The organism is Variovorax sp. 01N425 (assembly GCF_056399465.1).
Genome location: NZ_JBFTRJ010000004.1, coordinates 213,368 through 239,674 on the forward strand (window position 1 = coordinate 213,368; position 26,307 = coordinate 239,674).

27 protein-coding genes are annotated in these 26,307 nt (G+C 69.9%); 9 read left to right on the plus strand and 18 right to left on the minus strand.

The genetic code is table 11. The features are described 5' to 3' along the window. Nucleotide 1 precedes the first annotated feature (1 nt). The 3 genes from AC1DSC_RS08835 to AC1DSC_RS08845 are packed head-to-tail and all read left to right on the plus strand — an operon-like array spanning nt 2 to nt 2,549. Nucleotides 2-1,006, plus strand: a complete 1,005-nt coding sequence (locus AC1DSC_RS08835) for a vWA domain-containing protein (RefSeq protein WP_436287795.1) — start codon at nt 2-4, stop codon at nt 1,004-1,006. Next, a complete protein-coding gene (locus tag AC1DSC_RS08840) occupies nt 1,003-1,554 on the plus strand; it encodes an MxaK-like protein (protein ID WP_012748151.1) in 552 nt (183 codons plus the stop codon). The genes AC1DSC_RS08835 and AC1DSC_RS08840 overlap by 4 nt, the downstream gene beginning before the upstream one ends. Next, a complete protein-coding gene (locus AC1DSC_RS08845; RefSeq protein ID WP_436287796.1) occupies nt 1,551-2,549 on the plus strand; it encodes a vWA domain-containing protein in 999 nt (332 codons plus the stop codon). Before AC1DSC_RS08840 ends, AC1DSC_RS08845 begins: the two co-directional genes overlap by 4 nt. Here AC1DSC_RS08845 and pqqE read toward each other — a convergent pair. The 5 genes from pqqE to pqqA form a co-directional block, all read right to left on the minus strand. Next, the gene (pqqE, locus tag AC1DSC_RS08850) at nt 2,533-3,687 is read right to left on the minus strand and encodes a pyrroloquinoline quinone biosynthesis protein PqqE (RefSeq protein WP_436287797.1); all 1,155 of its coding nucleotides are present in this window, start codon (nt 3,685-3,687) and stop codon (nt 2,533-2,535) included. The genes AC1DSC_RS08845 and pqqE overlap by 17 nt on opposite strands. After that, complete coding sequence (gene pqqD / locus AC1DSC_RS08855) at nt 3,684-3,977, minus strand: pyrroloquinoline quinone biosynthesis peptide chaperone PqqD (protein ID WP_436287798.1); 294 nt, start codon at nt 3,975-3,977, stop codon at nt 3,684-3,686. The genes pqqE and pqqD overlap by 4 nt, the downstream gene beginning before the upstream one ends. Further along, complete coding sequence (pqqC, locus tag AC1DSC_RS08860; protein WP_436287799.1) at nt 3,974-4,738, minus strand: pyrroloquinoline-quinone synthase PqqC; 765 nt, start codon at nt 4,736-4,738, stop codon at nt 3,974-3,976. The genes pqqD and pqqC overlap by 4 nt, the downstream gene beginning before the upstream one ends. A 19-nt stretch (nt 4,739-4,757) precedes the next feature. Then, on the minus strand, nt 4,758-5,681 hold the full coding sequence (gene pqqB, locus AC1DSC_RS08865; protein WP_012748156.1) for a pyrroloquinoline quinone biosynthesis protein PqqB: 924 nt from the start codon (nt 5,679-5,681) through the stop codon (nt 4,758-4,760). Between the two features lie 84 nt (nt 5,682-5,765). Continuing rightward, complete coding sequence (gene pqqA / locus AC1DSC_RS08870) at nt 5,766-5,840, minus strand: pyrroloquinoline quinone precursor peptide PqqA (protein ID WP_010100094.1); 75 nt, start codon at nt 5,838-5,840, stop codon at nt 5,766-5,768. Between the two features lie 171 nt (nt 5,841-6,011). On the opposite strand from pqqA, the gene AC1DSC_RS08875 reads away from it, so the two are divergent. The 3 genes from AC1DSC_RS08875 to AC1DSC_RS08885 are packed head-to-tail and all read left to right on the plus strand — an operon-like array spanning nt 6,012 to nt 9,027. Then, nucleotides 6,012-7,007, plus strand: a complete 996-nt coding sequence (locus AC1DSC_RS08875) for an alpha/beta fold hydrolase (RefSeq protein ID WP_436287800.1) — start codon at nt 6,012-6,014, stop codon at nt 7,005-7,007. Continuing rightward, the gene (locus AC1DSC_RS08880) at nt 7,004-8,383 is read left to right on the plus strand and encodes a histidine kinase (protein WP_278880672.1); all 1,380 of its coding nucleotides are present in this window, start codon (nt 7,004-7,006) and stop codon (nt 8,381-8,383) included. Before AC1DSC_RS08875 ends, AC1DSC_RS08880 begins: the two co-directional genes overlap by 4 nt. Further along, the gene (locus AC1DSC_RS08885) at nt 8,380-9,027 is read left to right on the plus strand and encodes a response regulator (protein WP_021007691.1); all 648 of its coding nucleotides are present in this window, start codon (nt 8,380-8,382) and stop codon (nt 9,025-9,027) included. Before AC1DSC_RS08880 ends, AC1DSC_RS08885 begins: the two co-directional genes overlap by 4 nt. On the opposite strand, the gene AC1DSC_RS08890 is transcribed toward AC1DSC_RS08885, so the two are convergent. The 8 genes from AC1DSC_RS08890 to AC1DSC_RS08925 all read right to left on the minus strand — a co-directional run bounded on the left by AC1DSC_RS08890 (nt 9,024) and on the right by AC1DSC_RS08925 (nt 17,849). Next, nucleotides 9,024-9,689 carry an HAD family hydrolase gene (locus tag AC1DSC_RS08890; protein WP_436288297.1) on the minus strand — a complete coding sequence of 222 codons (666 nt, stop codon included), beginning with the start codon at nt 9,687-9,689 and terminating at the stop codon, nt 9,024-9,026. The genes AC1DSC_RS08885 and AC1DSC_RS08890 overlap by 4 nt on opposite strands. A gap of 37 nt (nt 9,690-9,726) precedes the next feature. After that, nucleotides 9,727-11,619: a chorismate-binding protein gene (locus AC1DSC_RS08895; protein WP_436287801.1), complete on the minus strand. Its 1,893-nt coding sequence runs from the start codon at nt 11,617-11,619 to the stop codon at nt 9,727-9,729. 2 nt (nt 11,620-11,621) lie between these two features. Beyond that, a complete protein-coding gene (gene fae / locus AC1DSC_RS08900) occupies nt 11,622-12,155 on the minus strand; it encodes a formaldehyde-activating enzyme (protein ID WP_319438318.1) in 534 nt (177 codons plus the stop codon). 44 nt (nt 12,156-12,199) lie between these two features. Then, on the minus strand, nt 12,200-13,030 hold the full coding sequence (locus AC1DSC_RS08905; protein WP_436287802.1) for a formylmethanofuran dehydrogenase subunit C: 831 nt from the start codon (nt 13,028-13,030) through the stop codon (nt 12,200-12,202). Further along, the gene (gene fhcD / locus AC1DSC_RS08910; RefSeq protein ID WP_436287803.1) at nt 13,027-13,980 is read right to left on the minus strand and encodes a formylmethanofuran--tetrahydromethanopterin N-formyltransferase; all 954 of its coding nucleotides are present in this window, start codon (nt 13,978-13,980) and stop codon (nt 13,027-13,029) included. Before fhcD ends, AC1DSC_RS08905 begins: the two co-directional genes overlap by 4 nt. Further along, entirely contained in the window at nt 13,977-15,662 is a 1,686-nt protein-coding gene (locus tag AC1DSC_RS08915) for a formylmethanofuran dehydrogenase subunit A (protein ID WP_436287804.1), read from the minus strand. The genes fhcD and AC1DSC_RS08915 overlap by 4 nt, the downstream gene beginning before the upstream one ends. Next, a complete protein-coding gene (locus tag AC1DSC_RS08920; RefSeq protein WP_436287805.1) occupies nt 15,659-16,882 on the minus strand; it encodes a molybdopterin-binding domain-containing protein in 1,224 nt (407 codons plus the stop codon). The genes AC1DSC_RS08915 and AC1DSC_RS08920 overlap by 4 nt, the downstream gene beginning before the upstream one ends. 232 nt (nt 16,883-17,114) lie before the next feature. Then, complete coding sequence (locus AC1DSC_RS08925; protein WP_018904590.1) at nt 17,115-17,849, minus strand: HisA/HisF-related TIM barrel protein; 735 nt, start codon at nt 17,847-17,849, stop codon at nt 17,115-17,117. Nucleotides 17,850-17,887: 38 nt separating this feature from the next. Here AC1DSC_RS08925 and AC1DSC_RS08930 point away from each other — a divergent pair, with 38 nt between their 5' ends. The 3 genes from AC1DSC_RS08930 to AC1DSC_RS08940 are packed head-to-tail and all read left to right on the plus strand — an operon-like array spanning nt 17,888 to nt 20,566. After that, on the plus strand, nt 17,888-18,880 hold the full coding sequence (locus AC1DSC_RS08930) for an ATP-grasp domain-containing protein (protein ID WP_436287806.1): 993 nt from the start codon (nt 17,888-17,890) through the stop codon (nt 18,878-18,880). Continuing rightward, entirely contained in the window at nt 18,867-19,967 is a 1,101-nt protein-coding gene (locus tag AC1DSC_RS08935; RefSeq protein WP_436287807.1) for a hydantoinase/oxoprolinase family protein, read from the plus strand. Before AC1DSC_RS08930 ends, AC1DSC_RS08935 begins: the two co-directional genes overlap by 14 nt. After that, entirely contained in the window at nt 19,967-20,566 is a 600-nt protein-coding gene (locus AC1DSC_RS08940; RefSeq protein ID WP_124958051.1) for an amino acid kinase family protein, read from the plus strand. The genes AC1DSC_RS08935 and AC1DSC_RS08940 overlap by 1 nt, the downstream gene beginning before the upstream one ends. Before the next feature lie 30 nt (nt 20,567-20,596). On the opposite strand, the gene AC1DSC_RS08945 is transcribed toward AC1DSC_RS08940, so the two are convergent. From AC1DSC_RS08945 to AC1DSC_RS08965, 5 genes are read right to left on the minus strand one after another with little or no spacing between them, the layout of a single operon-like run. Continuing rightward, the gene (locus AC1DSC_RS08945; RefSeq protein ID WP_436287808.1) at nt 20,597-21,301 is read right to left on the minus strand and encodes a (5-formylfuran-3-yl)methyl phosphate synthase; all 705 of its coding nucleotides are present in this window, start codon (nt 21,299-21,301) and stop codon (nt 20,597-20,599) included. After that, nucleotides 21,298-21,879, minus strand: a complete 582-nt coding sequence (locus tag AC1DSC_RS08950) for a DUF447 domain-containing protein (protein WP_436287809.1) — start codon at nt 21,877-21,879, stop codon at nt 21,298-21,300. The genes AC1DSC_RS08945 and AC1DSC_RS08950 overlap by 4 nt, the downstream gene beginning before the upstream one ends. Beyond that, nucleotides 21,876-23,351, minus strand: coding sequence for a DUF6513 domain-containing protein (locus AC1DSC_RS08955; RefSeq protein WP_436287810.1), 1,476 nt, complete (start codon nt 23,349-23,351; stop codon nt 21,876-21,878). Before AC1DSC_RS08955 ends, AC1DSC_RS08950 begins: the two co-directional genes overlap by 4 nt. Next, nucleotides 23,330-23,983: a flavoprotein gene (locus AC1DSC_RS08960; RefSeq protein ID WP_412511092.1), complete on the minus strand. Its 654-nt coding sequence runs from the start codon at nt 23,981-23,983 to the stop codon at nt 23,330-23,332. The genes AC1DSC_RS08955 and AC1DSC_RS08960 overlap by 22 nt, the downstream gene beginning before the upstream one ends. A gap of 18 nt (nt 23,984-24,001) precedes the next feature. Continuing rightward, complete coding sequence (locus tag AC1DSC_RS08965; protein WP_436287811.1) at nt 24,002-26,050, minus strand: sigma-54-dependent Fis family transcriptional regulator; 2,049 nt, start codon at nt 26,048-26,050, stop codon at nt 24,002-24,004. Nucleotides 26,051-26,307: the final 257 nt, after the last annotated feature.

Genomic DNA, 26,307 nt, shown 5'->3' on the forward strand with positions numbered 1-26,307 from the left:
CATGCGCTTCGACCTCGCCCAGCCCTGGATGCTCGCGCTGCTGCCGCTTGCGCTGCTGCCGCTCTTGCGCAAGCGAAGCGACACGCTGGGTTTTTCGTATGTGGCCTGGCTGCCGGCTGACCGCGTCGGCCGCCTGGTCGGCTTTCTGTGGCGCGCGTTCGCGGTCGGCGCCTTGGCCTTCACAGTGCTCGGGCTCGCGGGGCCGGGGCAGTCGGGCGCGGTGGTCGAGCGCGCCGGGCGCGGCGCCGAGGTGCTGATCCTGATGGACCGCAGCAGCAGCATGGATGCGACGGTGCACACCAACGGCCTGCAGACCGCGGGCCGCATGTCGCAGGAGCCCAAGGCCAAGGTCGTGCGCGACCTGCTGAGCGAATTCGTCGCCAAGCGGCCGGACAACCGCTTTGCGTTCATGACCTTCAGCACGGTGCCGATCGCGGTGGTGCCGTTCACGCAGAAGACCGACACCGTGCAGGCTGCGCTTGCCGCCACCGCCATCGGCCGCGGCCTGCCCGAAACCCGCATGGGCTTGGCGCTGCTCGCGGCCATCGAGGAGTTCGAGGGCCGCAGCTATTCGGGCAGCCGCGTGATCCTGATCGTTTCGGACGGCGGGGCCCAGCTCGACGAGCCGACGCGCCAGCGCGTCCACGCCGGCCTCGCGCGCGAGAAGATCGGCCTGTACTGGATCTACGTGCGCAGCGGCCCCAATTCGCCCAACCTCAACACCGAAACGGTCTCGGCCTATGGCCTTGGCGAGGAACTGGCCCTGCACCAGTTCTTCAAGACGTTGAGCACGCCCTACCGGCTCTACCAGGTGGACGATTCCAATGCCATGGCCGCCGCCATGGCCGAGATCGACCGGCAGCAGAATTTTCCGCTCACCATCCACGAGCGGGTGCCGCGGCGCGACCACGGCGCGGCGTTCTACCTGGCAGCCATGCTGTGCTGCGCGGGCCTGCTCGCCTGCCGCGCCGTGCAGTTGCAGAGCTGGCGGAAAGAAACTTCATGAAGCGACGCACGGTTCACCTGGTTTTCGGCGTGCTGAGCCTGTGCTGCGTGGGCGTGGCGCTGGAGCGCGGGCTGCGGCTGCGCCAGACGATGCACCTCAACACCGAGATCGCGCGCATTGCCGCCGCGCCGGTCGGCAAGGACGCGGCGGCTGCGCCGATCTCGGCGCCGCGCGAACTGCAATTGGCCCAGGCGCTGGCACTCTCGAAGGCCGGCGCGCACGACGCCGCGCTCAAGGGCTACGCGAGCCTGATCCAGGCCGGCGAGCGCGACCCGGTCGCGCGGCAGGCGCTGTTCAACCTGGGCAACATGTACCTGCGCCAGGGCATGGCGCAGGAGGCCGGGGCGCTGCCGCTGTTCGAGCTCGGCAAGCAGCGGCTGCGCGACCTGCTGCGCGCCGCGCCCGAGGACTGGGACGCGCGCTACAACCTGGAGCGCGCGCTGCGGCTCGCGCCCGAGGACCAGGAAGCCTTCTCGGCCGAGCAGCAGCCGGCGCACGAGCAGCGCCGCGTGCGGGTGCCGGGCTTCGTTGCCGGGGACCTGCCGTGAAACCGCCGCTGCCGCAGCAGTGGCACGCCGCCTGGCGGCGCATCGGCGGCAGCACCGGCAGCTGGCCGCTGGTGCTCGCCCTGCTGCTGCTGGCGCTCGCGGTCTGGCCGCCGCGCGTGCAGCTGCAGCGGCCGGTGTTCAACTGGCAGGTCAGCTTCGACATCACGCAAAGCATGAACGTCGAGGATGTGGAGCTCGACCACGCGGCCGTGAGCCGCCTCACCCTCGCGCGCGCCGCCATGCGCGAGGTGCTGGGCGCATTGCCCTGCGGCTCCAAGGTGGGCTGGAGCGTTTTTGCAGACTACCGCTCGCTGGTGATCCTTTCGCCGGTCGAGGTCTGCAGCCACTATGAAGAACTGCTGGCCTCGCTCGAGCGCATCGACGGCCGCATGCGCTGGGCCAACGCCAGCAACGTGAGCAAGGGCGTGACCTGGGCCGTGCGCGGGGCCCGCAGCGTCGGGCCCGGCACGCATTTCGTCTTCATCAGCGACGGGCAGGAATCGCCGCCGCTGCGCATCAACGAGACACCGCCGATGACGGACATCAAGCCCGGCGAGGTCCAGGGCTGGCTGATCGGCGTGGGCGGCGACGTGCCGATGCCGATTCCCAAGACCGGCAGCAACGGCGAGCCCGCCGGCTACTGGCGGGCCGACGAGGTGGTGCAGGGCTCGGCCATCGGCAGCGCGCTGAACCACGAACACCTCTCCGAACTGCGGCAGGACCACCTGCGCGCGCTGGCCGAACTGGTCGGCGTGAACTACCGGCGACTGAACACGCCCGAGGCCCTGAAGACCGCCATGCTGGACCGCCGCTACGCCCAGTATCAGCCGGCCGACACGGACCTGCGGTGGATTCCCGCGCTGCTGGCGCTGCTGCTGCTGGCGTGGCGCTTCGCGCCGGATCTGGGCTGGCTGCGTGCGCGGCGCCCGGTGAGGCGAAAGAAAAAAGCCACCGACCGCGGCGCGGCGCCGCGCGGCCTCACGCGTCCGGCGTGACGAGCGCCGCAGAAAGCCGCCGCGAATTGGCGGGATCGCGGAACACCAGCGGATGCTCCGTCGGCGCCGCAGGGTCGCGCGCAGCCGCATGCGCCACCGCCTCGACCACGCGGTGGTGGTCCGGGCTCTTCGCGCACACCGGATCGGCCGCGGCCGCGTCCTGCGCCAGCAGGTAGGCCTGGCAGCGGCAGCCGCCCAGGTCCTGCTCGCGCTGGTCGCAGCTCGCGCAGGGCTCCTTCATCCAGCCGGTGCCGCGGTAGCGGTTGAAGCCTTCCGAATCGAACCAGATCTCGCGCAGGCTGTGCGCCTTCACGCTCGGGAATTCGAGGCCCGGCAGCATCTTGGCCGTGTGGCAAGGCAGCGCGGTGCCGTCGGGCGCCACGGTGAGGAACATGCTGCCCCAGCCGTTCACGCATTTCTTGGCCTTGCCCTCGTGGTAGTCGGGCGCCACGAAGAAGATGCGCATGCGCTCGCCGAGCCGCTTGCGCCAGGCATCGGTCACTTCCTCGGCATGGCGCAGCTGCTCGTGCGTGGGCAGCAGCTGGTCGCGGTTGACGAAGGCCCAGGAGTAGTACTGGGTGTTGGCAAGCTCGAGGTACTCGGCCCCCATCTCGTGCGCCATCTCGATGATGCGGTCGATGTGGTCGATGTTCATGCGGTGGATCACCACGTTCAGCACCATCGGCCAGCCCTGGTCCTTGATGATCTTCGCCACCCGGTTCTTGAGCTCGAAGGTCTTGGTGTGCGAGAGGAAGTCGTTCATCTCGCGCGTGGAGTCCTGGAACGACAGCTGCACGTGGTCCAGCCCCGCGGCCTTCAGTGCGGCGGCGCGCTGCGCCGTGAGGCCGACGCCCGAGGTCAGCAGGTTGGTGTAGTAGCCCAGGCGCGCGGCCTCGGCAATGATGATCTCGAGGTCGTCGCGCAGGAGCGGCTCGCCGCCCGAGAGGCCGCACTGCACCGCGCCGAGCTCGCGGCCCTCGCGCAGCACGCGCAGCCAGTCCTCGGTGCCCAGTTCGTTCTCCTGCTGCGCAAAGTCGACCGGGTTGAAGCAGAACACGCAATGCAGCGGGCATCGGTAGGTCAGCTCGGCCAGCAGCCACAGCGGCGGTCCGGGGCGCGGCGGCGCGGCGGTGGTCATGCGGGGTCCCAGCGCAGCCAGTTCTGCTGCCCTGCCAGCTCGACGAAGCCGCGCACCTCGGGTTCGAGCCCGGTGGTGTCGAAGGCCTGCTCCAGGTCGGCCACGATGGCGGCGACGCTGCGCTCGCCGTCGCAGCGCTTCATGATCTCGCCCGCGCTGCCGTTGAGCCGCACCATGCCCTCGGGGTAGAGCAGCACATGGCATTCCTGCGCCGGCTCCCACTGCAGCCGGAAACCGGGGCCGACGCGGGGTTTGCTTTCGGCGCTGAGCATGGTCTTGTTCGCGGTCATGCGCCGTTCACGCCGTAGCGCGTCGCCATCGCGTCGTTCATGGCCCACAGGATGTCGAGCTTGAACTGCAGCACCTCGAGCGCGCGCTCCTGCAGCGCGCGGGTGTCGAAATGGTCGAGCGTGATCGCCAGGCCCTGCTCCACGTCGCGCCGCGCCTGGCTCACGCGGTTGCGGAAGTAGCCGAGGCCCGCCGGCTCGATCCACGCATAGTGCTCGGGCCAGGTGGCCAGGCGCTGCTTGTGGATCTCGGGCGCGAACAGTTCGGTGAGCGAGGAGCACACGGCCTCCTGCCAGGGCGCGCGGCGCGCGAAGTTCACGTAGGCATCGACCGCGAAGCGCACCGCGGGCACCACGTGGCGCAGGTCGCGCACTTCTTCGCGCGTGAGCCCCACGGCCTCGGCCAGCCGCAGCCAGGCTTCGACGCCGCCTTCGTCCTTGATACCGCCGAGCTCGAAGCCGTCGTGGTCGAGGATGCGCTGCACCCAGCCGCGGCGCACCTGCTGGTCGGGGCAGTTCGAGAGCACGGCCGCGTCCTTGATCGGGATCGCGATCTGGTAGTAGAAGCGGTTTGCCACCCAGCCGCGGATCTGCTCGGGCGTGGCCCGGCCGCTGTTGAGCATGACGTTGAACGGATGGTGGATGTGATAGCTGCGGCCGCGCTCGCGCAGCTTGGCTTCGAATTCCTCGCGGCTCCATGCCGGGCCGGCTTTGTCGCTGCCTGTGGCCGGGCGCGGTGAATCTTGGATCCTGTCGGCGTGCATGGCGGGCTCGGTGCCTTTTTCAGAGTTGGATCGTCATCCCGTCCTCGCAGGGCTCGATGCCTGCGCGCCGCAGCGCCGCATGCTCATCGGAGTCCTCGTCGAGGATGGGGTTGGTGTTGTTGATGTGGATCAGCATGCGCCGCGCGGTGGTGGCGGGCAGCTTCGACAGCCACTCGATCATGCCGCCCTCGCCCGACTGCGGCAGGTGGCCGATCTCTCGCGCGCGCTTGCTGCTCACGCCCAGGCGAACCATCTCGTCGTCGGTCCAGAAGGTGCCGTCGACCATGACGGCGTCGGCGCTGGCCATGGCATCGAACACGGGCGGCGTGATGGCGCCCAGGCCCGGCGCGTAGAACAGGCTCTTGCCGCTCCTGCGGTCGAGGATGGTCACGCCGATGTTGTCGCCCGGCACCTGCTGCTCGCGGTGCGGCGAGTACGGCGCGGCCTTGCCGGTGAGCGCCATCGCGCGGAAGACGAGGCCGGGCACGCCGGGCACCTCGAAGGAATTGCCGCCCGGCGTGATCGCGTGGCGCGCCACGCCGCAGTAGTGCGACAGCACGCGCAGCACGGGATTACCCTCACTCAGGTCTTCGGCCACCGGGTCGGTGCACCACAGCGGCAGCGGCGTGCCGCGCTCGCGCAGCATGAAGAGGCCTGTGGCATGGTCAACCTGCCCGTCGATCAGCACCACGCCGGCGATGGCTGTGTCGCGCATCGCGCGCGCTGGCTGCAAGATGGGGCTGCTGCGGATCTGCTCCAGGATGTCGGGCGATGCGTTGAACAGCACGCCGTCCTCGCCCTCGTCGGGGCGCACGAAGATCGACGACTGCGTGCGCGGCTTGGCGCGCACCGTGCCGCTGCGCACGCCGGCGCAGTTGGGGCAGTTGCAGTTCCACTGCGGAAAGCCGCCGCCGGCGGCCGAGCCCAGGACGGTGATGCGCATCGGGAAATGAAAAAAGAAGAAAGACGCAGGGGCTCTAAACAACCCGCCCCGGGAGTACCGGGGCGGGTTGTGGCGAGGCGCAGCTCAACGAGCGCTGACGTACATCGTGATCTCGAAGCCGAAGCGAAGATCGGTGGCCGTCGGGGTTTCCCACTTCATAGGGTGTCTCCTGCAAGGTTGCACAGCGCCACGTGGCGGCTGCGGGAACTTCGTGTGCTCCGGTACCCATCTTGAACCCATGCACCGGCCAGACCCAGCCATGAAATCATGATTCGCACTTCATGATTTTCATGAATAGCGGCTACAGGGCCACCGCGTACCATCGCCCTCGTGCTTCCCACCGGCCTGTACCCCGAATCTCCTCCCTGGCGCACCCACGCATTGGAGGTGCCGCATGGCCATGTGCTGCATGTAGAAGAAGGTGGCAATCCGGAAGGCATCTGCGCCGCGGTCCTGCACGGCGGGCCCGGCTCGGGCAACTCGCCGCTGCTGCGCCGCTTCTTCGATCCGGCGCGCTACCGCGTGATCAGCATCGACCAGCGCGGCGCCGGCCGAAGCCGCCCGCGCGGCGCGACGGTGCACAACCGCACGGCCGACCTGCTCGACGACCTGCGCCGCGTGCGCGAGCAACTCGGCGTGCCGCGCTGGCTGGTGGTCGGCGGCTCGTGGGGCGCCACGCTGGCGCTGGCCCATGCGGCGTTCGAGCCGCAAGCGGTGGCGGCGCTGCTGCTGCGTGCGGTGTTCCTGCCGAGCGCCGAAGAGATCGGCGCCTTCTTCCAGGACAGCACCGGCCGCGCACCCGCCGCATGGGCGCGCTTCGCTTCGATGGCGCCGGCCGGCGAGCGCCATGACATGCTGGGCTTCCTGGCCCGCGGGCTGCAGCAAGCGCCGGCCAATGGCGCCCGCCAGCTCGCGCTCGCCTGGTGGCGCTGGGAGCAGACGCTGGCGCGCGGCGCGGGAGCCGCAACCAGCGAGCCGCCGGCCGCTCAAGCCGAACCCGAGGGCGAAACGCTCGACGCACTGGTCCACCGCTACCGCGTGCAGAGCCACTACCTGCTGCACCGCTGCTGGCTCGATGCGCCCCCGCTGCTGGACCGCCTGGCCGCTCTGCCCCGCGTGCCCACCCTGCTGCTGCATTCCCGCGACGACCGCATCTGCGCGCCGCATGGCGCACAGGCCGTGCACGACCGCATTGCGCACAGTCGGCTGCGATGGATCGACGGCGCAGGCCACGATCCCACGCACCCGGCCATGGCCTCCGCCATGGTCGCCGCGCTCGACGGCTACGCGCGGCACGGCCACTTCGGCGATGCGCCCGCACCATGACGCTGCGCCTGAAGATCAACCTGATCGTCAGCCTGCTGACGATGCTGTTCGTCGCGGCCATGCTCGCGCTGCAGATGCGCGCCATGCGCGAATCGGTGCACGAGGAAGTGGTGGCGGCCAACCGCGTGGCCGCGCAGCTGCTGAACCGCACCGCCTGGCTCTACGCGGCCCAGGGCACGCCGGCCATGCTGTCGTTCCTGCAGGGCGTCGGCCGTGTGCGCTCCAACGACATCACGCTGCTCGACACCGAGGAGCGCGTGCTGTACAGCTCGCCGACTTCGGTCTACAAGGCCGGCCGCGATGCGCCCGACTGGTTCGATCGCCTCGTCTCGCCGCCGCCGTCGCAAATGTCGATTGCCTTTCCCGGGGGCAAGCTGATGGTGAGTTCCAACGCGTCGCGCGCCGTGCTCGACGCGTGGGACGACTTCGTGCTGCTGACGCTCAGTGCGCTGGGCCTGCTGGCGATCGTCAACGCGGGCGTGTTCTGGCTCGTGGGCCGCGCGACGCGCCCGTTCGCGGACATCGTGCACGCACTGAACCAGCTCGAGAGCGGGCGCTTCGATGTTTCCCTGCGCGCCCTGCCCGGTACCGAGGCGGCGGCCATCGGCGCCGCCTTCAACCGCATGGTCGGCATGCTGCAGCAGCACATCGAGACCGAGCGGCGCGCCGTGCGCGCCGAGAGCCGCCTGTCCGAAAGCCGCGAGCTGGGCCGCTGGGTCGACCAGAAGATCGAGCAGGAGCGCCGTCTCATTGCCCGCGAACTGCACGACGAGCTGGGCCAGTCGGTCACCGCGATGCGCAGCATGGCCCTGTCGATCGCGCAGCGCGTGCAGGCGCTCGATCCGCAGTCCGAGCAGGCGGCGCGGCTGATCGCAGAGGAATCGGGGCGGCTCTACACGGCCATGCACGGCATGATCCCGCGCCTGACGCCGCTGGTGCTCGACAAGTTCGGCCTGGTGGCCGCGCTCGAGGACCTGGTCGAGCGAACCCGCAACAGCCATGGCGGCGTGCAGGTCGAGTGGCACCTGGAGATCGAACTCGACCGCCTGCGGCTCGACACCGACACCGCGCTGGTGCTGTACCGCGCCGCGCAGGAAGGCATCACCAACGCGCTGCGCCATGGCGAGGCGCAGCGCATCGTGCTGGCCCTGCAGGGCGACGAACAGACGGTGAAGCTCACGCTGACCGACGACGGGCGCGGCCTGCCCGGCCCTGATGCCGCCAGGGAAACCAGCACAGGGCACTATGGCCTGCGTTGGCTGGCCGAGCGCATCGACAGCCTGGGCGGCGACCTGCGCCTTGAACCCGCCGCGCCCAGCGGCGCCCAATTGACGGTGCGCCTGCCCTTGCCGGCGGCCACTGCGGAGAACACATGACCCAGGCGATTCAGCCGATTCGAGTGATGCTGGTGGACGACCATGCGCTGGTGCGCATGGGCTTTCGCATGCTGCTGGCCGACGCGCAGATCGAAGTGGCGGCCGAGGCCGACACCGGCGAGCAGGCCTGTCAGGACTATCCGCAGGTGCGGCCCGACGTGGTCGTGATGGACCTGTCGATGCCCGGCATGGGCGGCCTGGAGGCGCTGCGCCGCCTGCTCGCGCACGACCCCAAGGCGCGCGTGCTGGCGCTGTCGGCGCACGAGGACACGATCCATCCGCGCCGCGTGCTGCGCGCCGGCGCGCTCGGCTACCTGGCCAAGCGCAGTGCGCCCGATGCGCTGATTGCCGCGGTAAAGGCCGTGGCGCGCGGCGACCGCTACATCGACGCCAACACCGCGCAGGCGCTGGCCACGGCGCAGATCGAGGGCGAGGCCAACCCGGCCGACCTGCTCAGCGAGCGCGAGTTCTCGGTCTTCATCCAGCTCGCGCGCGGCATGACGGTGGCACAGATTGCCAGCACGCTGAATCTTTCGCTCAGCACGGTGGGCTCGCACCTGTACCGCGTCAAGCAGAAGCTGGGCGCCACCAACCAGGCGGAACTCACCTGGGTGGCGCTGCGCTGGGGGCTGATCCAGGTCTAGCCGCTCGGCATTCGCTCGATGATCGGCCAGCCGGCCTCGACGGCCCGGGCACGCAGGCGATCGTCGGGCGCCACCGCCACCGGATCGGACACGGCACCCAGCAGCGGCAGGTCGCTGGCCGAATCGGAATAGAACCACGATTGCTCGAGCGCATCGAGCCGCGTGCCGCGCGTGGCGAGCCACTGGTTCACATGCATCAGCTTGTGCACGCCGTAGCACGGGTCGCCGTCGATGGCGCCATCGAGCGTGTCGTCGATCACCAGAGAGCGCGTCGCCAGCACGTCGGCCACGCCGAACAGGCGGCCGAAAGGCTCGGCGATGAAGCGGGTGGTGGCGGTCACGATGGCGCAGACATGGCCCGCGTCCTGGTGGCGCCGCACCAGCGCACGCATCGGCTCGGGCACCTGCGGCGCGATCTCGGCCTCGAACTCCGCCGCCCATCGGCGCAGGGCGGCCATGCCGAAGCTTGCGAGCGGCGCCACGCTCGCGCGGTGCAGCGCATGGATGTCCAGCGTGCCGTCCACGTACTGCTGGCAGTAGCCCAGGTAGACCGTCTCGGCATCGGCCGGCAGCACGCCGCGCGCCACCAGGAAGCGCGTCCAGGCCATGCCGCTGTCGAACGGAATCAGCGTGTGGTCCAGGTCGAACAGCGCCAGCTTCATCGGCAAGCCCGGTCGAGCGGGGCGCGGGCCCGGCTTCTCAAGCGGCGGCCGCCTCGTGCGGCTGCGCTTGCTGAACCAGCCGCGCCGGCAGCACGCCGCGCAGCGCATTGCACACCACCAGCTTCTGCGCGGCTTCCAGGTCTTGCCGGGACAGGCTGCGTTCGGTGGCCTCCCAGATCGAGTCTTCGATCAGCACGCCGCGCATCACGCCGGGCAGCGCGCCATCGGAAACGGGCGGCGTCCACCAGCGTCCGCCGATGCGTGCGAACACCGTGCTGCGCCCGCCTTCGACAAGCCGGCCGTCTTCGGTGAAGAACAGGCTGTCGAAGGCGCCGGCGCGTTCGGCCGCCCGCACGCCGGCGTCGAAGTGCTGGCGCACGGTGGTCTTGTGGGCCGCCAGCGGGTTCGCATTGGGCAGCCGCTGGTCGGCGATCAGCAGCTTCACTGCGCCCGGCGGCAAGGGCGGCAGCGGCGAATGCGTGATGCCGATGCGCCCGCCGTGCGCCAGCGCGAGCCGCAGGCGCGAAGGCTGGCCCGGTGCGAGCGCGGGCAAGGCCTCCCGCAGCGCCTGCATCGCGGCATCGCGGTCGAGCCGGAAGCCCAGCGCGCGTGCGCTGTGCGCCAGCCGCGCGAGGTGCCGGTCCAGGTAGCGGATGCCCTCGCCGGGCGTGGCCAGCATGGTCTCGAACAGCTCGAAGCCCGGATCGAGCGCGGTGAGAAAGCGCGCCTTGAGCAGGCACTCCTCGAACTCGTCGGCCGCAATGCTGTCCTGCACGATGCCGGCGCCAATGCCCAGCCGCAGCGGCCGCAGGCCCTTCTGCGGCGCGCCCAGCGTGAGGGTGCGGATGGCGACCGACAGGCAGAAGTCGCCGATGGCCGCGCCCTCCGCGGGCGCATCGATCCAGCCGATCGCACCGCAGTAGAGGCCGCGCGGCGTGCTTTCGAGTTCGCCGATCCATTCCATGGTGCGGTGCTTGGGCGCGCCCGTGATGGAGCCGCAGGGAAACACCGCCCGCAGCAGCTCGGGCATGCCGACGCCGGCGCGCAGCCGCGCCTCTACGGTCGAGGTCATCTGGAACACCGTGGCATAGGGCTCGATGGCAAAGAGCGTCGGCACCTTGACGGAACCGATCTGCGCCACGCGGCCGATGTCGTTGCGCAGCAGGTCGACGATCATCACGTTCTCGGCGCGGTTCTTGGTGTCGACCGAGAGCAGGCGCGCCCTTTCGCTGTCGCCCTCAGGCGCATCGGCGCGGGCCGCGGTGCCCTTCATGGGACGCGCGGTGAGCACGCCCGCATCGTGGCGCAGGAAGAGTTCGGGCGAGCACGAGAGCACGTGGGTGATGTCGCCCTCCCCCGTCTTCGACTGGCCTTCGGGCAGGGCGATCAGCGCGCCGTAGGCCACGGGCTGGCGTTCGCGCAGGCGCCGGTACAGCGCCACGGGCGAGCCATAGCCCTGGCCGTGCAGCCGGTAGGTGAAGTTGACCTGGTAGGTCTCGCCCGCGGCAATGGCGCCGTGGATGCGCGCGATGGCCTCGGTGAAGGCCGGCTCGTCGATGCTGGGCTGCAGGTCCATCACGCCGACGGGCTGCGGCGGATTGGCCTCGCTCGCCTCGAGCTGCTCCAGCCAGCTGGCGACCTCGTCAGACGAGAGCATGGCGCAGTCGCGGAACATCAGCACACGCAGCGCCGAGGCATCGTCGGCCGCAAGCCGTGCATGCCCTGCACGCTGCAGCCTGGCGCCCCATTCGTAGTCGGCCAGCAGCACCGCGTGCAGGCCCTGCCGCAGGTCGGCATCGACGCGCGCCCAGGCCGCATCGAGCTCGGCCGGGTCGGCGCAGCGGTGCTCGCGCACGAACCCGGTGTGCAGCCGGCTGGTGGGCCGCGCGGGCGTCGAGCCGCAATCGTCGAGGAGCGCGAACGAAGGCAAGGTCAGCTCCAGTCGTCCATGTCGTGCTTGATGCGGTGGCGGTTGGCGATCAGCTCGTCCACCGACGGCTCGTTGTTCAGCGCACGCCGGATCGCGAGCTTGGTGGCTTCGTAGTTGGTGCGGTACATGTCTTTCTTGTCGAGGTTCTGGTCCTTGGCGCAGCGCGGATCGATCCACACCAGGCTGATGATGCACAGCGTGTTGGCATGTTCCCGGGGAATGATGCCATCGATCAGGCAGTCGACCACCGCATCGGCGGTTGCGCTTTGCACCACGCCGCCGAACAGGTCGATGTTGGCCACGTCCTTCAGCGTGACCTTGGGCACCATGATGGTCGCGGGCCGCACGAGCTGGTTGCAGGCGCGGATCGCGAACATCGCGGTGTGGCCCTTGCTCTGCGCCATCATGTTGGCAAAGGCTTGGCCCACGGGGCCATCGGTCGCGCCGATCAGGATCTCGGGCATGGCGTCGGTGAACTGGCCTTCCTTGGCAAGGACGGTGGCTTCGCCGGCATGGAAAAGATAGGGATGCGTCATGGAAAGGAATTCAGGAGTGGTTTGAAAAAAAGGGCCGGGACGGGTCAGGGGCACACGATGAGTTCGCCCTTGCCATCGGCTGAAAGATCGCCCAGGTGGCGTTCGATGCGGCGTGCGGGCAAGGCCGCGAAAGCTCCGCCGTGGCGCGCCAGATCCCGCGCGAGCAGGGCCCAGAACACCGGCGTTGCGGTGCGGTTCGGCACAAAGGTCAACGCCGCCTCGATGCCCGCCGGCAGCGCCGCGCCCGGCGCTGCAAAAACGATGCTGCCGCGGCGCATGCCGTAGCCCGCATGCGCGCCGGCCTTGCCGCCGACGGCGATCGTGCCCGCCACCATGCGCGAACCCAGGAACGCGCCCGCATCGCCATGGACAATCGCAGACCCGCGGCGCATGCAGTCGCCGAAGCGCTCGCCCGCCTGGCCGTGGACCACGAGGGTGCCGCCGCGCATGCCGTCCATGCTGCCGGGCAAGGTGCTGGCCGCGAAGTCGCCGACGTCGCCCTTCACGTCGATGCTGCCGCCAGCCATTTCGCAGGCGGCCAGCAGGCCGGCACTGCCATCGATCTGCAGCGCGCCGCCGCGCATGCAGCCGCCGGCATAGTGGCCCGCATCGCCCTCGACGCGAATGCGCCCGCCGTCCATCTGCCAGCCGATGCGGTCGAAGCGCCCGAGATCGCCTTCGAAGCGAAGTGTGCCCTCCTCCGTCCCGGGCGCAACATCGAACAGCTCGGCCAGCGCCAGCATCGCGTTGCCATGGCCCACGCGCAGCTGCCCGACCTGCGCAGCCGAGAGTTCCGCGAGCGCGGCCGGCGTGATGCCGCGCAGATCGACGCGCAGCGCGGGCGCCTGCCGCAGCCTGAAGTGCCAACCGCTCATGGCGCGTCTCCCGCCGCGCCCAGCAGCTTGTGCAGGTGGAAATGGAACGGCCCCAGCTTGCCGCCGTAGTTGCCGGCCGAAATGCGCAGCAGGCCGCCCGCCGGTCCGATGGCAATGGCCGCTTCCATGCCCACGCGCATGGCGGCGCCCACGTCGGCCTCGGTCAGGCCGTCGATCACGATCTCCATCACGCAGCCGATCTCCTGTGCGGAAGTTCCGCCCGCCAGTTCGCTGTGCGCCACCAGCCCCACGAGGCTCGGGCAGAAGGCATCGTTGGTCGAGGCGTTGAGGTTCGCATAGCGGCTGCCGACCTTCGAGCCCGATCGCACCACGCCGCCCGGGAACGGCATCACCACGTTGGGCAGCCGCTTCATCGCCGCCACCGCGGCCTCGGCGGCGGCCAGCGCGGCATCGGTATCGCGCGCCAGCAGCAGCAGGTTGCCGCCGCCCACGGCCTTCACCACGGGCGTGTCTTCCTGCGCGACGAACTCGCCGTCCATCACCGGCACGCGCCAGTAGCGCACGCCGTCGATCACCTTCGATATCTGCCAGCCGTCGCCGAAGAAGCGCAGGTTCTTGCCGAGCGCGGCCACGTCGCTGCCTGGGGCGCCGCGCGGCAGGCCCGCGAACACCGCGGTGGTCGGACAGGTCAGCACGCACTGGCCGACGCGACGCTCGAGCTGCTTGCCGAGCTCCTTGCCCGACATCGAGAAGATCAGCACGCTCACGCCGGGCCGGCCGTCGGGCGATTCGTCCGGCAATATCTCGCGCTCGATGCCGGCCTCGCAGCCGCAGGCGATCACCGAGGTCGCGAAGCCGGTGGCCGACACCGCCGCATGGCGCGCCCACGCCATGTTGTGCGCCGTGATGAGGATGCGCGTGGCCTTCATCGGAAAGGCCTCGGCAAAAGTTTCGTCGATGACGACGCCGTTGCGCTCCAGGGCCTTCACGACGATGACTCCTTGAAGCACTCGGCCGGCAGCAGGCGCCCGCCGTTGCAGCATTGGCACAGCTCGTCGTGGCCGATGGCGATGTGGTCGAAGTTGACCGAACCCTGCGCCGCAAGATGCCGGCGCAGCCGCTTCTCGATGCCGCGGTCGTAGTCGGGTGCGACGAAGTGCGTGCCGCCCACCGGCGCCGCCGTGACGCGGCCCGCGCGCGAGACCAGCACGCCGTCCTTGAACACGTATTCGGGCGTCGCGAACATGGCCTCGCGGTCGGCGTTCTCGCGGTACACCGCAATGTCGGCCGCGGCGCCCGCGCCCAGATGGCCGCGGTCGCGCAGGCCCAGCAGCCGCGCGGGGCCGGCGCGGGTCATGATCGCGATCTCATACAGCGAGAGCTCGCGCGTGATCGAGCGCAGCGCGGCCTGCGCCGCCACTTCGGGATGCAGCTTGGCAAGCTGCTCCTCGCGGAAGCTGCGGTCCATCAACAGGCGGATCAGGTGCGGATAGCTCGTGAACGGGCCGCCGTTGGGGTGGTCGGTAGTCAGCACCACGCGCCACGGATCGTCGACCAGCAAAAATATCTCCAGCCCGATGACCCACTGCAGCGCATTCACGTAGCTCTGCTCGCGATAGCGGAACGGCACCACGCCGCAGCCGGCCTCGCATTCGATGTCGGCACCGATCCACTTGCGCGGATCGGCCAGGCCCGACTGCGCATGCTGGCGCATGGTGTCGCCCGAGGCCGTGACGGTCTGGCCGAACATGATCTGGCCGACGTCGATGCTGACGTTCTTGTTGGCGTTCACCACCTCCGCGAGTTGCAGCGCGGCCGAGGAGAATTTCTTCGGCCCCTCGGTGCCATAGGCGTGGAACTGGATGTGCGTCAGGTGCCCGGGCAGGCCATCGAGCGCGGCGATGGTGTCGAGCGTGGACTGGATGTTGCCGGCCACGCCCAGGTTGCTGCCGTGGATGTGCAGCGGATGCGGCACGCCAAGCTCGCGCAGCGCGCGCGCCAGCGTGTGCACCACCTGCCGCGGCGTGACCTGCCAGTGCACGTGGTTCTCGTCGACGTCGAGCTTGCGCTGGTTGAACTTGAAGGCCGAGATGCCGCCCGGGTTCACCACCTTCACGCCCATCGCCTTGCTGGCGTTGATGGTCCAGCCCGCGTAGTCGCGGATACGCTCGAAGTCCCAGCCCTCGGTCAGCATGCGCAAGAACAGCTCGTCGTTGCCGAGCATCACGTAGGCGCCGTGGTCGAGGATCGGCGTGTCGCCCATCTCCATGTGCGCGTGGCGCGCGTTGCAGGCCATCATGGCCGGCTCGAAGGCCGCCGTGTAGCCCATCTCGACATAGCGGTAGCCGGTGGCCAGCGTGCCCGGCGTGCAGGTGCCGCACGAGGCCAGCTCGAGCACGTTGTCGGGCAGCGCGATGGGGTTCGCGTTGGCCCGGTGGTCTTCGGGCAGCAGCATGCGCGCGAGGTTGACCTTGCCGCCGCCGATGTGGGTGTGCATGTCGATGCCGCCGGCCATCACGATGCAGCCGCCGATGTCGATCTCCTCGGCGGCGGCTTCGTTCGGCGCGAGCTCGACCATGCGGCCATCGCGCACGTACAGGTCGCGCACCTCGTCGCGGCCGTTCGCGGGATCGATGACGCGGCCGCCGCGCAGGCGCAGTGTCGCCGTCATTGCACGCGCCCCTTCTTCAGCGCCTGCACCGCCTGCGTCAGGCGCCGGACCACCTCGGCCACGCTCGGCAGCCCGTCCTCGTACACGGGCCGCAGCGGCAGCAGCACCGAACCGTCGGTGCGGAACAGATGGCCCGCGGAGCCGATGCCGGGTGTGGACACGGGAATGAACACCAGCTCGTGCGCATCCTGAGCCGCGCGCATTGCCGGATGGCCGAGCACGATGCGCGGCACGCCTGCAGCGGGCGGCGCGGGCTCGGGGCCGTAGCTCGACACCCACAGCAGCGTGTCGGCCGCGCCATCGGCCAGCAGGCGCTGCGCGTCGAAGCACAGCGGCTCATGCTCCAGGCCCAGCGGCCCGGCGCGCGAACGCAGCGGCAGGCCCGAGAGCCAGGCGAACACCTGGTTCACGGTGGAGGCGCCGTCGCCGCCGCCCAGCGGCAGCGAGGCCGCGCGCGTGCTGCGGTTGAGCGTGGCGACGATGCGCTGGATCGCCTCGACGATCAGCGCGCCCTGCGCCGGCAGCCGGCCCGATTCATACACCAGCACCGCATAGCGCGCCGCCTGCAGCCGCGCCGAAAGCGCCGCCAGGCCGGCCGGCACGCGGGCATCGTCTTTCGAAACACGCCCCGCTACGAGGGCCGCGAGCAGCGCCACGGTGTCGAACAGGTCGCCGTGCAGCGGCAGCGTTTCCACGGCCACGCCTTCCCGCTCCCCCACGCCGATGCGGCGGAAGAACTCCGGATAGTGCGCCGCCGGCTCCTCGGTCATGCAGACGACGAGGTCGGCCCGCGTCCTTGCTTCCGCCAGGGTGGTGCTGAAGCCGCCGCGGTCCTGCAGCGCGCGCAGGCCATGCATCAGCGCCTGCCCGTGGGCCGGGTCGCAGATGGCGCCCGTCTCGCAGGCCAGCGCATAGAGCGCCCGGGCCCCCGCGACGTCGGTGCCGAGGCCGCCGAACAGGGGCTGGCGGCTGGCCGCGAGCAGCGAGGCGGCCTTGCCGATCGCCGTGTCCAGGTCGCAGTCCTGGCCGCCGGCCCGGGGCTGCGCCGCGCCGGCCGAGGCATCGAAATTGGCGAGCGCCTTGCGCGCGCGCGGACAGTCGCTGCCCACGAGCTTGAGCGGCGTGCCCAGCTCCACGCCGAAGCTGTCGCACAGCAGGGGGCAAAAGGGGCAGGTCCAGGGGGCATTGCCGGGCGGCGCGGCAGTGTCGGGTTGATTCATGGGCAGGCCACCACGCAAGCCATGTGCCATTCACCCGAAGGGCCGCCGCGCCTTGGGACGGCGCCCTGTTGACACACACGAAGTGAGACAGAGTGTTGCGCTTTTGGCGGTCAATGCGTGCCGGCAGGGGCCGGCGGCAGTGCAAGCGAGCCCGCCGGTGGATGGCACGGTTCGTGTGTACAGCGGGCTGATGGCACGCCTCACCCACCCTCGTCGCACCGGCTTCGGCAGATCAGCGGCGCACGCGTGGCAATTGCAGGTCGTGCAGCGCGCTGGCCACCAGCCAGGCATCGGCGCCGGCCGCACTCGCGCGCGCCAGGTCGTCCTCGCTGCGGATGCCGCCGGCACCAATCACCATGGCGCCCGGCGCCAGGCGCCTCACCTCCTGCAGCGTTTCGAGGTCGGGGCCGGCGCCGGAGCCGACGCGCTCCAGCGTCATCACGATCAGCCGCTTCGGCCACAGTTCCACCGCGTCCCAGCAGCCGGCAGCATCGAGCCGCTGGCCATCGCGCCGGTCCAGCGACAGCGCCGCCCCGGGGTCGCCGGCGCCATCAGCGGCCGTGGCCTCGAAACAGCGCGCCAGCGCCTCGCGCGAACGCAGCGATTCGCTGCCGAACACCAGCACGATGCGGGGCGCGTAAGGCGCCAGCTGTTCGCGCAGCGCCTGGCCGGCCGATGCATCCGCCAAGCCGGCATCCAGCCACAGCTCGATGCCCGGCAGCGCCTGCAGCAGATCGGCCAGCACACCGGTCTGCACCGCCCCGCCCTGCAGGGCGTCGAGGTCGGCCACGTACAGCTGGCGCGCCGCGCAGTGTTCGCACAGGATGCGCGCCACCGTCACCGGATCGCTGCTGGCGCACAGCGCCGACACGATCGGCCGGTAGGCCTTGCGGTCGCCGCGCACGGCCCGCACCACCTGGCCCTTCAGCAGGTCGACGACAGGGATCAGGTTCAGTTCGGAAGTCATGGAAAAGATGGGGAAGAGCCCGGAAAGTGGATGATGAAATGACCCAACGCGTTTTTATTTACGAGTATCTCAGCGGCGGCGGATGGAGCGACTACGGCGACGACGCCGCAGCCGACGAGCTGCTGCCGCTGGGCCTGTCGATGCGCGATGCCATGGTGGCGGACCTGGTGCGCGCCGCCGATTGTTCGGTCTCCGCGGCAGTCTGCGAACCGGGGAACACCCTGCCTGCAGGAGCCGTTCCACTGCGGCCCCACGCCAACGAATCGGCCTTCGACTTCGTCGCGCGGCAGAGTGCGCTGCACGACCTGGTGTGGCTCGTGGCGCCCGAGACGGACGGCCTGCTCGCGCGCTTCCAGCGCACGGTGGGCGATGCGCGCTGGCTCGGCTGCAGTGCCGAGGCCATCGAGCTCACGGCCGGCAAGAAGGCCACGCTCGCGCACCTGGCCGCCCACGCCGTGCAGACGCCGCTGGCCTTTGCCGATGCGCCCGACATCGCGCGCTGGGTGGTCAAGCCCGACGATGGCGCCGGCGGCGTGGCCACCCACGTGCACCAGCGCCACGCCGACGCGCTCGACGACCAGGCCACGCGCACACAGGCTGGCGCCACCTTGACGCTCGAGCCCTGGATCGAGGGCGAAGCCCTGAGCCTCTCGCTGCTGTGCACGGAGCAGAATGCCGAAATGCTGAGCATCAACCGCCAATGCATTTCGATCGATGCGCACGGCAGGCTGTCTTTCGATGGCGTGAACGTCGATGCGGTGGGCCGCGGCGACCCGCGCCGGCATGAGCTGGCCGCACTGGCCACGCAGGTGGCACGCGCCATCCCCGGGCTGCGCGGCTTCGCGGGCATCGACCTGGTCTGGCATCCACGGCACGGGCCGGTGGTGATCGAAGTCAATCCGCGCGTCACCTGCGCCTATGTCGGGCTCTCGGCGGCGCTGGGCCGCAACCTCGCGGCGGAGCTGCTGGCGGACCGCCTGCACGGCGGCGGCACTCATCAAGAACGGGAACTTGCGCGTGCCGTCGCCTGAACGCACCACCATCGGCTGGGACATCGGCGGCGCCCATGTCAAGGCCTGCCTGCTGCAAGGCGGCGAGGTGGTCGACGTGGCGCAGTGGGGCTGTCCGCTCTGGCAGGGCCTCGACCATCTGGCGCGTGCGCTGCAGGCCGCAAGCACGCGCTGGCCCGTGCTTGCGTCCGCGCAGCATGCCGTCACCATGACGGGCGAGATGGTCGACCTGTTTCCCGACCGCGAAGCCGGCGTGCGCGGCATTGCCGCGGCACTGGCGGCCACGCTGCCCACGCGGCCGGGCGCGCTGCATTTCTTTGCCGGCGATGCGGGCTGGTGCACGGCCACGGACGTGGCACGGCACTGGGAGCACATCGCCTCTGCCAACTGGCTCGCGACCGCGCGGCATGCCGCGCTCGTGTTCCCCGAAGGCGTGCTGGTCGACATCGGCAGCACCACCACCGACCTGATCGCCTTCGGCAACCAGCGCGTGCTGACCACCAGCCGCACCGACGCCGAGCGCCTGGTGAGTGGCGAGCTCGCCTACCACGGCGTGGTGCGCACGCCGGTGTGCGCGTTGACCCAGCGCATCGAATGGCGCGGCCAGGCAAGGCACGTGATGAACGAGTTCTTCGCCACCACGGCCGACGTCTATCGCCTGTGCGGCGAGCTCGACCCGGCGCATGACCTGCACCCCAGCGCCGACAACGCAGCCAAGAGCCTGCCGGCCACGCGCCAGCGCCTTGCGCGCATGGTGGGGCTGGACGAGCGCGATGCATCCGCTGAAGAATGGCTGGAGCTCGCACGCGCCTGGCGCGCGGCGCAGGTCGAGGCCATCGGCGCGCAGTTGCGCCGCGTGCTGGCGGCGCATGCGCTCTCGCGCGATGCCGTGGTGGTGAGCGCGGGTTGCGGCGCCTTCCTGGTGCCCGGCCTGGCCGCCGTCGCCGCGGCAGGCGAAGGCTCACAAGCCGTGCCGCGCCGCTTCGCCGCCTATGGCAGCGACGTGGCAAACGTCGCCCGCCATGCGCCCGCGGGCACCGCCGGCTGGGCGCAGGTGTGCGCACCGAGCGTGGCGGTGGCCGCGCTGTTCGAGAGGGAGCACGACTGATGTGGGTGGTCAAGATTGGCGGCAGCCTCTGTGCCGACCCGGTGCTGCCGCAGTGGCTCGATCTGCTCACGCAGATCGGCGGCGGCCGCGTCACGGTGGTCTGCGGCGGCGGCACCTTCGCAGACGAAGTGCGGCGCGTGCAGGCGCACTGGCAGTTCAACGACCTGGCCGCGCACAACATGGCAGTGCTCGCCATGGCCCAGACGGCCTACCAGCTGCATGCGCTGAACCCAGCGCTCCAACTGGCTGCGCGCAAGACCGAAATCCCCGACCTTCTGCGGCGCGGAAAAACCGCACTCTGGCTGCCGCTCGAACTGCGGCGCGACAAGCCGGACGGCCGCACCAGCTGGGACGCCACGTCCGACACCATCGCGCTCGACCTTGCCAAGCATCTCAATGCCGAGCAGCTGGTGCTGGTGAAGTCGTGCACCATCGATCCACAGATGACGCTCAATGAGCTTGGCGACGCCGGCGTGGTCGACCAGCAGTTTGCCGAACGCTCCGGCGATGCGGCGTTTCCGATCACCCTGCTCCACAAGAACCAGCTCGCGACCATGCGTGCGCTGCTGCTGGGCGAGGCGACCTTCGCCCCGCGCTGAGCGGGCCTTGCGCCGGCTCACAAAAAAAGTTCAGACCGCTACAGGCTCCACCGCCTCGCCGTGCAGCAGCGCGGCCAGTGCCGCAAGCCGCTCCGGGCTGAGCGCCGCCTTACGGTCGCCCACGCAGACGGCGCTGCGAAATCCCGCGAAGTCCGGCGCCAGCGACTGCAGCAGCGGAACATGTGCCGTGCGCAGCGCGCCCGCCACGCCAGCCATTTGCCCCGCGGCGCGCACCTGGGCCAGGAAGGCACGCAGATCGGCCATCGGCACGGCATCGAACAGGCTGCCGGCCTTTTTGTCGGCGGTGTCGACCATGAGCCCGGGAAAGCCGAGCGTGCAGGCATGCGCGGTCAGCGCGGCATCGAGCCCGTGGTCGCCGATGAAGACCGGCACCACCGGCCAGTGGCAGGCCGCGAGCGCATCGAGCACCGCCAAGGCCTCGGGCCCGCGCTCGATGCCGACCTTCACATAGTCGACGCCGCAGGCACCCACCGCGTCCACCTGCGCCAGGATCGCGTCCAGCGCATGCATCGGCAGGTCGCCGATCGTCGCGCTCACGGGCAGGCCGATGCCGTGCCCGCGCAGCGCACTCACGATGGCGCCGATGGTTGCCACTGGGAGGCCGCCCAGTGCGCCTTCGTTGGGTTCCTTCAGGTCGATGAAGTCGGCGCCGCCGCGGGCCGCGAGCAGGGCTTCGTCCACGCTGCGCACGCTCACCAGCATCCGCATCGTCATGATGTGCGCTCCCGGTCGGCCGTGCGGTGCTGCGCGACCGCGGCGCGCAGCCACTCCCAGGCCTCGCGTTCCTCGGGGCCGGCGGTCTTGTCGATCGCGATCTGCAGGTAGGTCATTTCGGTTTCCACTTTTTCTGGGGGGAGCATGTGCAGCCGGCTCACCAGCACGGCGCCTTCGATCACCGCGGCCTGCGCGCGGTTGAAGCCGGCAAACGGCGCATGCGTGGCCTCGTGCACGGCCACCATGCGCAGCACCGGCCGCTGCACGTCGTCGCGCTGCTCGGCCAGTTCGAGTTCGACGTGGCGCAGCGCAGCAGCCAGCCGCACACCTTCGATGCGCTCGGCCGGCAGCGTGAGCCAAACCTTGCGGCCCGTGACGCAGCCCGCGAACACGCGCGTGTCGCAGACGATGTTGAGCACCGCATGGCCGGTGGCCACGATGTTGTCGTGCGTGGTCGAGGGCTTGAACGGCATCAGCAGGATGCCGCCCTCCTGGTAGCGGATGCCCATCGGAGCCACGTGCGGCTTGCCGCCGGGGGCCACGGTGGTCACCACGGCTTCGAAGATCTGGTCGTTCATGAGGGTGATGGCGCGGTGGTGCTGGTGGCACCAGTCTCGGCCGCGCTGTTCTTCTTCGATGTCTTCATGGTGGTTCCCGGCGCGCACCAGCGCGCGAGGTCCTCGGTGGCCCGCGGCGTGGCGCAGCCCCAGTCGAGCGGCTGGTCCTGCACGTAGCGCTTGCCGAGCTGCCACGCGATCTCGGCGCGTGCCAGTTCGACGCCCATGTAGAACGCATGGTCGGCGTCGTCCTGCAGCTGGAGCTGCGGCCAGAGTTCGAAGGCGCCCTGCGCGAGCCGCATGCCGTCGCGGTTGTACACGTGCAGGCCGAGCGGCGAGATCTGCACGCGGAAGTTGGGGTCGCGCACCTGCGAGGCGATCTCGCCGATTTCTTCGGGCGTGTCGGGGAACGGATGCTTGGCGTGCACCGTCATCAGCGCATCGCTCATGCCCTTGGGCAAGGTGGCGTTGCGCGCCGCGGCATGCATGATGCGGCGCGCCCAGTCGGCCTCGCTCACCGCGCGGCGCGCATGCTGGCTCACCTGGGTGGTCAGCACCGCCGCCACATTCAGCTCGGCGGCAATGCCGAACAGCACCGCGTTGATGCCGCTGGTGTCGGCCTCGGTGAGCTCGGTGAGGTTGCCCACGCCGAGCATGATCGGCGCATCGGGGAAGCGCTCGCGCAGCCGGTGGTAGCGCACGATGGAGGTGGTCAGGCCGAAGGGTATGGGGTCGAGGATCGAATCAGCCAGAAAGGCGCGGCCGCGCCGCTGCATCTGCTCGACGGCTTCGTACAGCGACGCTTCATCGGACGGAACGCGCGGTATCAGCACCGGCGTGGCCGCGACCTCGTCGGCGATCCACAGGGTGTCGAGCGTGAGGCTCAGCAGGTAGTCGGCGCCGGCCTTTCCGCCGAGCAGCAGCTCCTGTGTGTCGCTCGAATCGACGCTGACCTGGAAGCCCGCCGCCTTCAGCGCCTGCACGCTCTCGGCCAGGTGGTCGAAGCGCGTTTCGGGCAGGCAGCCCAGGTCGATCACGTTGGCACCGTCGGCCGCGAGTTGCTGCGCGCGCTCGATGATCTGCACCACCGACAGCCGCGGCGCGTCGACGATCTCGGCAAAGATGGCGACCTCGTAGTCGTCCAGGTCGACGGCGCGTGCGCTGCGGTTGAAGTGGCGCGGCAGGTCTTTCAGCTCCTGCGGGCCGCGCTCCACCGGAACGCCGAAGTGAAGGCTCAGCGCCTCGACGTCGCCGCGGCAGCGGCCCGGCACCATGATGCGGTCGGCGCGGCGCGGTGCGGCGCCCTCGCCTTCGCCCTCGCTGAACACCGGGGCCGCCACACGGCGGCGGATCATGTCGGCCGTCATCAGCGCCGCCACCTGCAGTCCGATCTCGCGCACTTCCCATGTGAACGGTGCCGCCTCGATCCCGGCCAGCACCCGCGTGAGGCTGGCTTGGGCGAGGCGCCCGGTCAGGAAGACGATGTGTTCCATGCGAGAGAAAGTTCCTTCAGGCGCGTGTCGAGCGCGGTCTCCAATTGGGCCGGTGAACAGACCACCTGGCAAAAGTCGATGCCGCGCAGCCGCTCCACGTTGTCCAGTTCGATGCGCCGCGGGCGCAGCGTGACCCAGTCATGCGGCGACTTGGTCACCACCACCGGTTCCGTATCGCATGCAAACACGATGCCAGGAATGCCGAGCTTGCCGGCCTGCGCAAACATGTTCGTCGGCAGCGAGTCGCTGATGCCGAATGCGCACTTGGCCACCGTATTGCTGGTGGCCGGCGCCACCACCACCGTGTGATAGACATCGTCGTAGAGCATGCCCACCGGCACGCCGCTGGCCGTCTTGTCGCGGAACACGCGAAAACGCGGCCTGAGCGCCTCGATCTGCAGCTTGTAGATCGGCAGCACCTCTTCGGCCGCGGCCGAGAGGAACAGGTCGACCGAAGGCAGCCGCGCCGCAATCGCAAGCGATTCCTCGAGGAAATGGCCCGAACCCGTGACGCACCAGGCCAGCCGCGAGCGCGGCGGCGATGCCGGCAGCGGCGCTTCGCCGTCTTCGGCCGCCAGCGTGGCGCCGCGTGGATCGATCTTGCCCGTGCCCGCCGGCTCCCCGTTCGTCATGTCTGCGAGCCTTCAGGCTCAATCGGGTGGAGAGATCTCGATGTGAAGCTTGTGGAGTTTTCGGTACAGGGTGTTGCGGCTGACATCGAGCGCCTTGGCGACGTTGCTCACGTTCCAGCGATGCTGCTCGAGCATCTGCAGCAGCACTTGCCGCTCGTTGGCCTGGATCGGGTTGAGTTGCTTGATGGCGGGTGCCGCATCGGACGGCGCCGCTTCCGCGGCGGCATCGGACGGTTCGGACACTGCCGCATGGGCCAGCGCGGGCAATGGCGAAGGTGCCGTGCGCACGGCCAGCGAAGGCAGGTGCTCCCGCGTGATGGTCTTGCCGTCGGCCAGCGCAGCGGCGCTGCGCAGCACGTGGCGCAGCTGCCGCAGGTTGCCGGGCCATGAATAGGCCATGAGCAGGCGCTCGGCCTCTTCGCCGAGCCGGCTGTCGTTGCCGCCTTCGTCCTTGAGCACGTCGTGGATCAGGTCGCGCTTGTCGCTGCGGTCGCGCAGCGCGGGCAGGTCGAGTTCGATGCCGGCGAGACGGTAGTAGAGGTCTTCGCGGAAGCGGCCTTCGCGCACCAGGCTCGGCAGGTGCTGGTGGCTCGCGCTCACGAGCTGGAAGTCCACCGGATGGGTGTCCTCGGTGCCCAGCGGCGTGACCTGGCGCTCGTCGAGCACGCGCAGCAGCCGGGCCTGCAGCTCCAGCGGCATGTCGGCGATTTCGTCGAGGAACAGCGTGCCGCCATCGGCCTGCAGGATCTTGCCGCGCCGCCCGCTGCGCTGCGCACCGGTGAAGGCGCCGGCCTTGTAGCCGAAGAGCTCGGATTCGATCAGCGTCTCGGGCAGGCTCGCGCAATTGACCGCGACGAAGGCGCCTTCTGCATGCGGGCTGCTCTCGTGGATGGCGCGTGCGAACACTTCCTTGCCCGAACCGGTTTCGCCGCACAGCAGCACCGGGGTCCGGCGCGCGACCACGCGCCGCGCGGTGTCCAGGTGGGCCACGAGCCGCGCGTCCTTGAAGGTGCGAACGCTCGGCGCACGCGCAGCTGCGGGCCGCAATGGCGCACGGAAGGCCTCGGCGCCCGTCTCCGCCACCATCGAAGCCGTGCCTGCCGCGCCGGCCACGCGCGCACGCGCCGGCGTGGCGGCATCGGAGGCCGGCCGCCGCGCCACCGCGAAGAAGCGCAGCGCCGCATTGGCCCGGTAGGCCACCACCGGATGGAATGAAGAAGAAAGACTGCGCTGGACGATGTCCTCGAGCGAGGTCTGGAACAGATCGTCGATGCGCTGCGTGCGGATCTCGTCCATCGACTGCAGGCCGAGCTGGAACAAGGCGCTGCGGTTGGCCGCAAGAATGCGCCCGTCGTCGCCGACCGCGAGCTTGCCCTCGTGCAGCGTGTAGACGAATTCGGGCCGGCTGTGGAAGTGCAGCGGATGCGCATTCGAGAAGCGCTTGTCGATGAGCCGGTTCTCGATCATGCGCGCCGTCATGCCCAAGAGCACCAGCACGTGCTGCTGCATGAGGCTGGAGCGGCTGGTCACGTCGAGCACCGCGATGATCTCGCCGGACGGATCGAACACCGGCACCGCCGAGCACGTGAGCTGCGTGAAGTGGCTGAAGAAATGTTCTTCGCGCCGCACGGAGATCGGATGCGCCGCGGCCAGGCAGGTGCCCATGCCGTTGGTGCCGGCCTCGGCCTCGCCCCACATGCCACCGGCGCGCAGGCCCATGGGCTCCGCTTCGGCGGCGAACTCGGGCGAGGACACCATGTGCACGATCACGCCGTCGGTATCGGTCAGCACCACGGCGGATTCGGCATCCGCGAGCTGCTGGTAGAGCGTGGTCATCTCGTAGCGCGCGCACTCGATGACGTCGGCATGCTGGTTGCGCCGGCTCTGCAGCGCCGACGATGCAATGACCACCGGTTCGCGCGGGCGGCCGGGATCGAGCTGGTACTGGTTCAGGCAGCGGCTCCAGGAGCGCGTGACGAGGTCATTGCCCTCTTCATGAAAGCCTCGCCTCACCACGTCGAGCACACGGTCAGCGTGTCGATCGCCTTGCCTCAGCGTCAATGTCATTGGAGTTCTCCGGCGCGTTCCATCGTGTCTCCTTGTTCGGCCCATTGTTGTGCCTGCCGGCTTGCCGCGCACCCGGTGAAACACCAAGCACCGGCACTGCCGGAGCGGGTCCGGTCTCTGGCCTGCATTTTGCGTTGACGAATCTCGCTGGGGTGGGCTTGCATGCCGCCAGACACACTTTCAAACATATTCGATCACTGGAGACACCACTTGAACACCAGCCCGCGTCCTTCCGTCGCCCGCCTTTCTTCTTCGAA

Coding starts and splice junctions, on each gene's coding strand:
- AC1DSC_RS08955 (WP_436287810.1), bottom strand. CDS start 23,351: ATGGAACACATCGTCTTCCTGACCGGGCGCCTCGCCCAAGCCAGCCTC.
- AC1DSC_RS08920 (WP_436287805.1), bottom strand. CDS start 16,882: ATGAATCAACCCGACACTGCCGCGCCGCCCGGCAATGCCCCCTGGACC.
- AC1DSC_RS08915 (WP_436287804.1), bottom strand. CDS start 15,662: ATGACGGCGACACTGCGCCTGCGCGGCGGCCGCGTCATCGATCCCGCG.
- fae (WP_319438318.1), bottom strand. CDS start 12,155: ATGACGCATCCCTATCTTTTCCATGCCGGCGAAGCCACCGTCCTTGCC.
- AC1DSC_RS08960 (WP_412511092.1), bottom strand. CDS start 23,983: ATGACGAACGGGGAGCCGGCGGGCACGGGCAAGATCGATCCACGCGGC.
- AC1DSC_RS08880 (WP_278880672.1), top strand. CDS start 7,004: ATGACGCTGCGCCTGAAGATCAACCTGATCGTCAGCCTGCTGACGATG.
- pqqC (WP_436287799.1), bottom strand. CDS start 4,738: ATGCACGCCGACAGGATCCAAGATTCACCGCGCCCGGCCACAGGCAGC.
- pqqD (WP_436287798.1), bottom strand. CDS start 3,977: ATGACCGCGAACAAGACCATGCTCAGCGCCGAAAGCAAACCCCGCGTC.
- pqqE (WP_436287797.1), bottom strand. CDS start 3,687: ATGACCACCGCCGCGCCGCCGCGCCCCGGACCGCCGCTGTGGCTGCTG.
- pqqB (WP_012748156.1), bottom strand. CDS start 5,681: ATGCGCATCACCGTCCTGGGCTCGGCCGCCGGCGGCGGCTTTCCGCAG.
- AC1DSC_RS08925 (WP_018904590.1), bottom strand. CDS start 17,849: ATGACTTCCGAACTGAACCTGATCCCTGTCGTCGACCTGCTGAAGGGC.
- AC1DSC_RS08905 (WP_436287802.1), bottom strand. CDS start 13,030: ATGAGCGGTTGGCACTTCAGGCTGCGGCAGGCGCCCGCGCTGCGCGTC.
- AC1DSC_RS08835 (WP_436287795.1), top strand. CDS start 2: ATGCGCTTCGACCTCGCCCAGCCCTGGATGCTCGCGCTGCTGCCGCTT.
- AC1DSC_RS08950 (WP_436287809.1), bottom strand. CDS start 21,879: ATGAACGACCAGATCTTCGAAGCCGTGGTGACCACCGTGGCCCCCGGC.
- AC1DSC_RS08930 (WP_436287806.1), top strand. CDS start 17,888: ATGACCCAACGCGTTTTTATTTACGAGTATCTCAGCGGCGGCGGATGG.
- AC1DSC_RS08965 (WP_436287811.1), bottom strand. CDS start 26,050: ATGACATTGACGCTGAGGCAAGGCGATCGACACGCTGACCGTGTGCTC.
- AC1DSC_RS08840 (WP_012748151.1), top strand. CDS start 1,003: ATGAAGCGACGCACGGTTCACCTGGTTTTCGGCGTGCTGAGCCTGTGC.
- AC1DSC_RS08890 (WP_436288297.1), bottom strand. CDS start 9,689: ATGAAGCTGGCGCTGTTCGACCTGGACCACACGCTGATTCCGTTCGAC.
- AC1DSC_RS08885 (WP_021007691.1), top strand. CDS start 8,380: ATGACCCAGGCGATTCAGCCGATTCGAGTGATGCTGGTGGACGACCAT.
- AC1DSC_RS08945 (WP_436287808.1), bottom strand. CDS start 21,301: ATGACGATGCGGATGCTGGTGAGCGTGCGCAGCGTGGACGAAGCCCTG.
- AC1DSC_RS08940 (WP_124958051.1), top strand. CDS start 19,967: ATGTGGGTGGTCAAGATTGGCGGCAGCCTCTGTGCCGACCCGGTGCTG.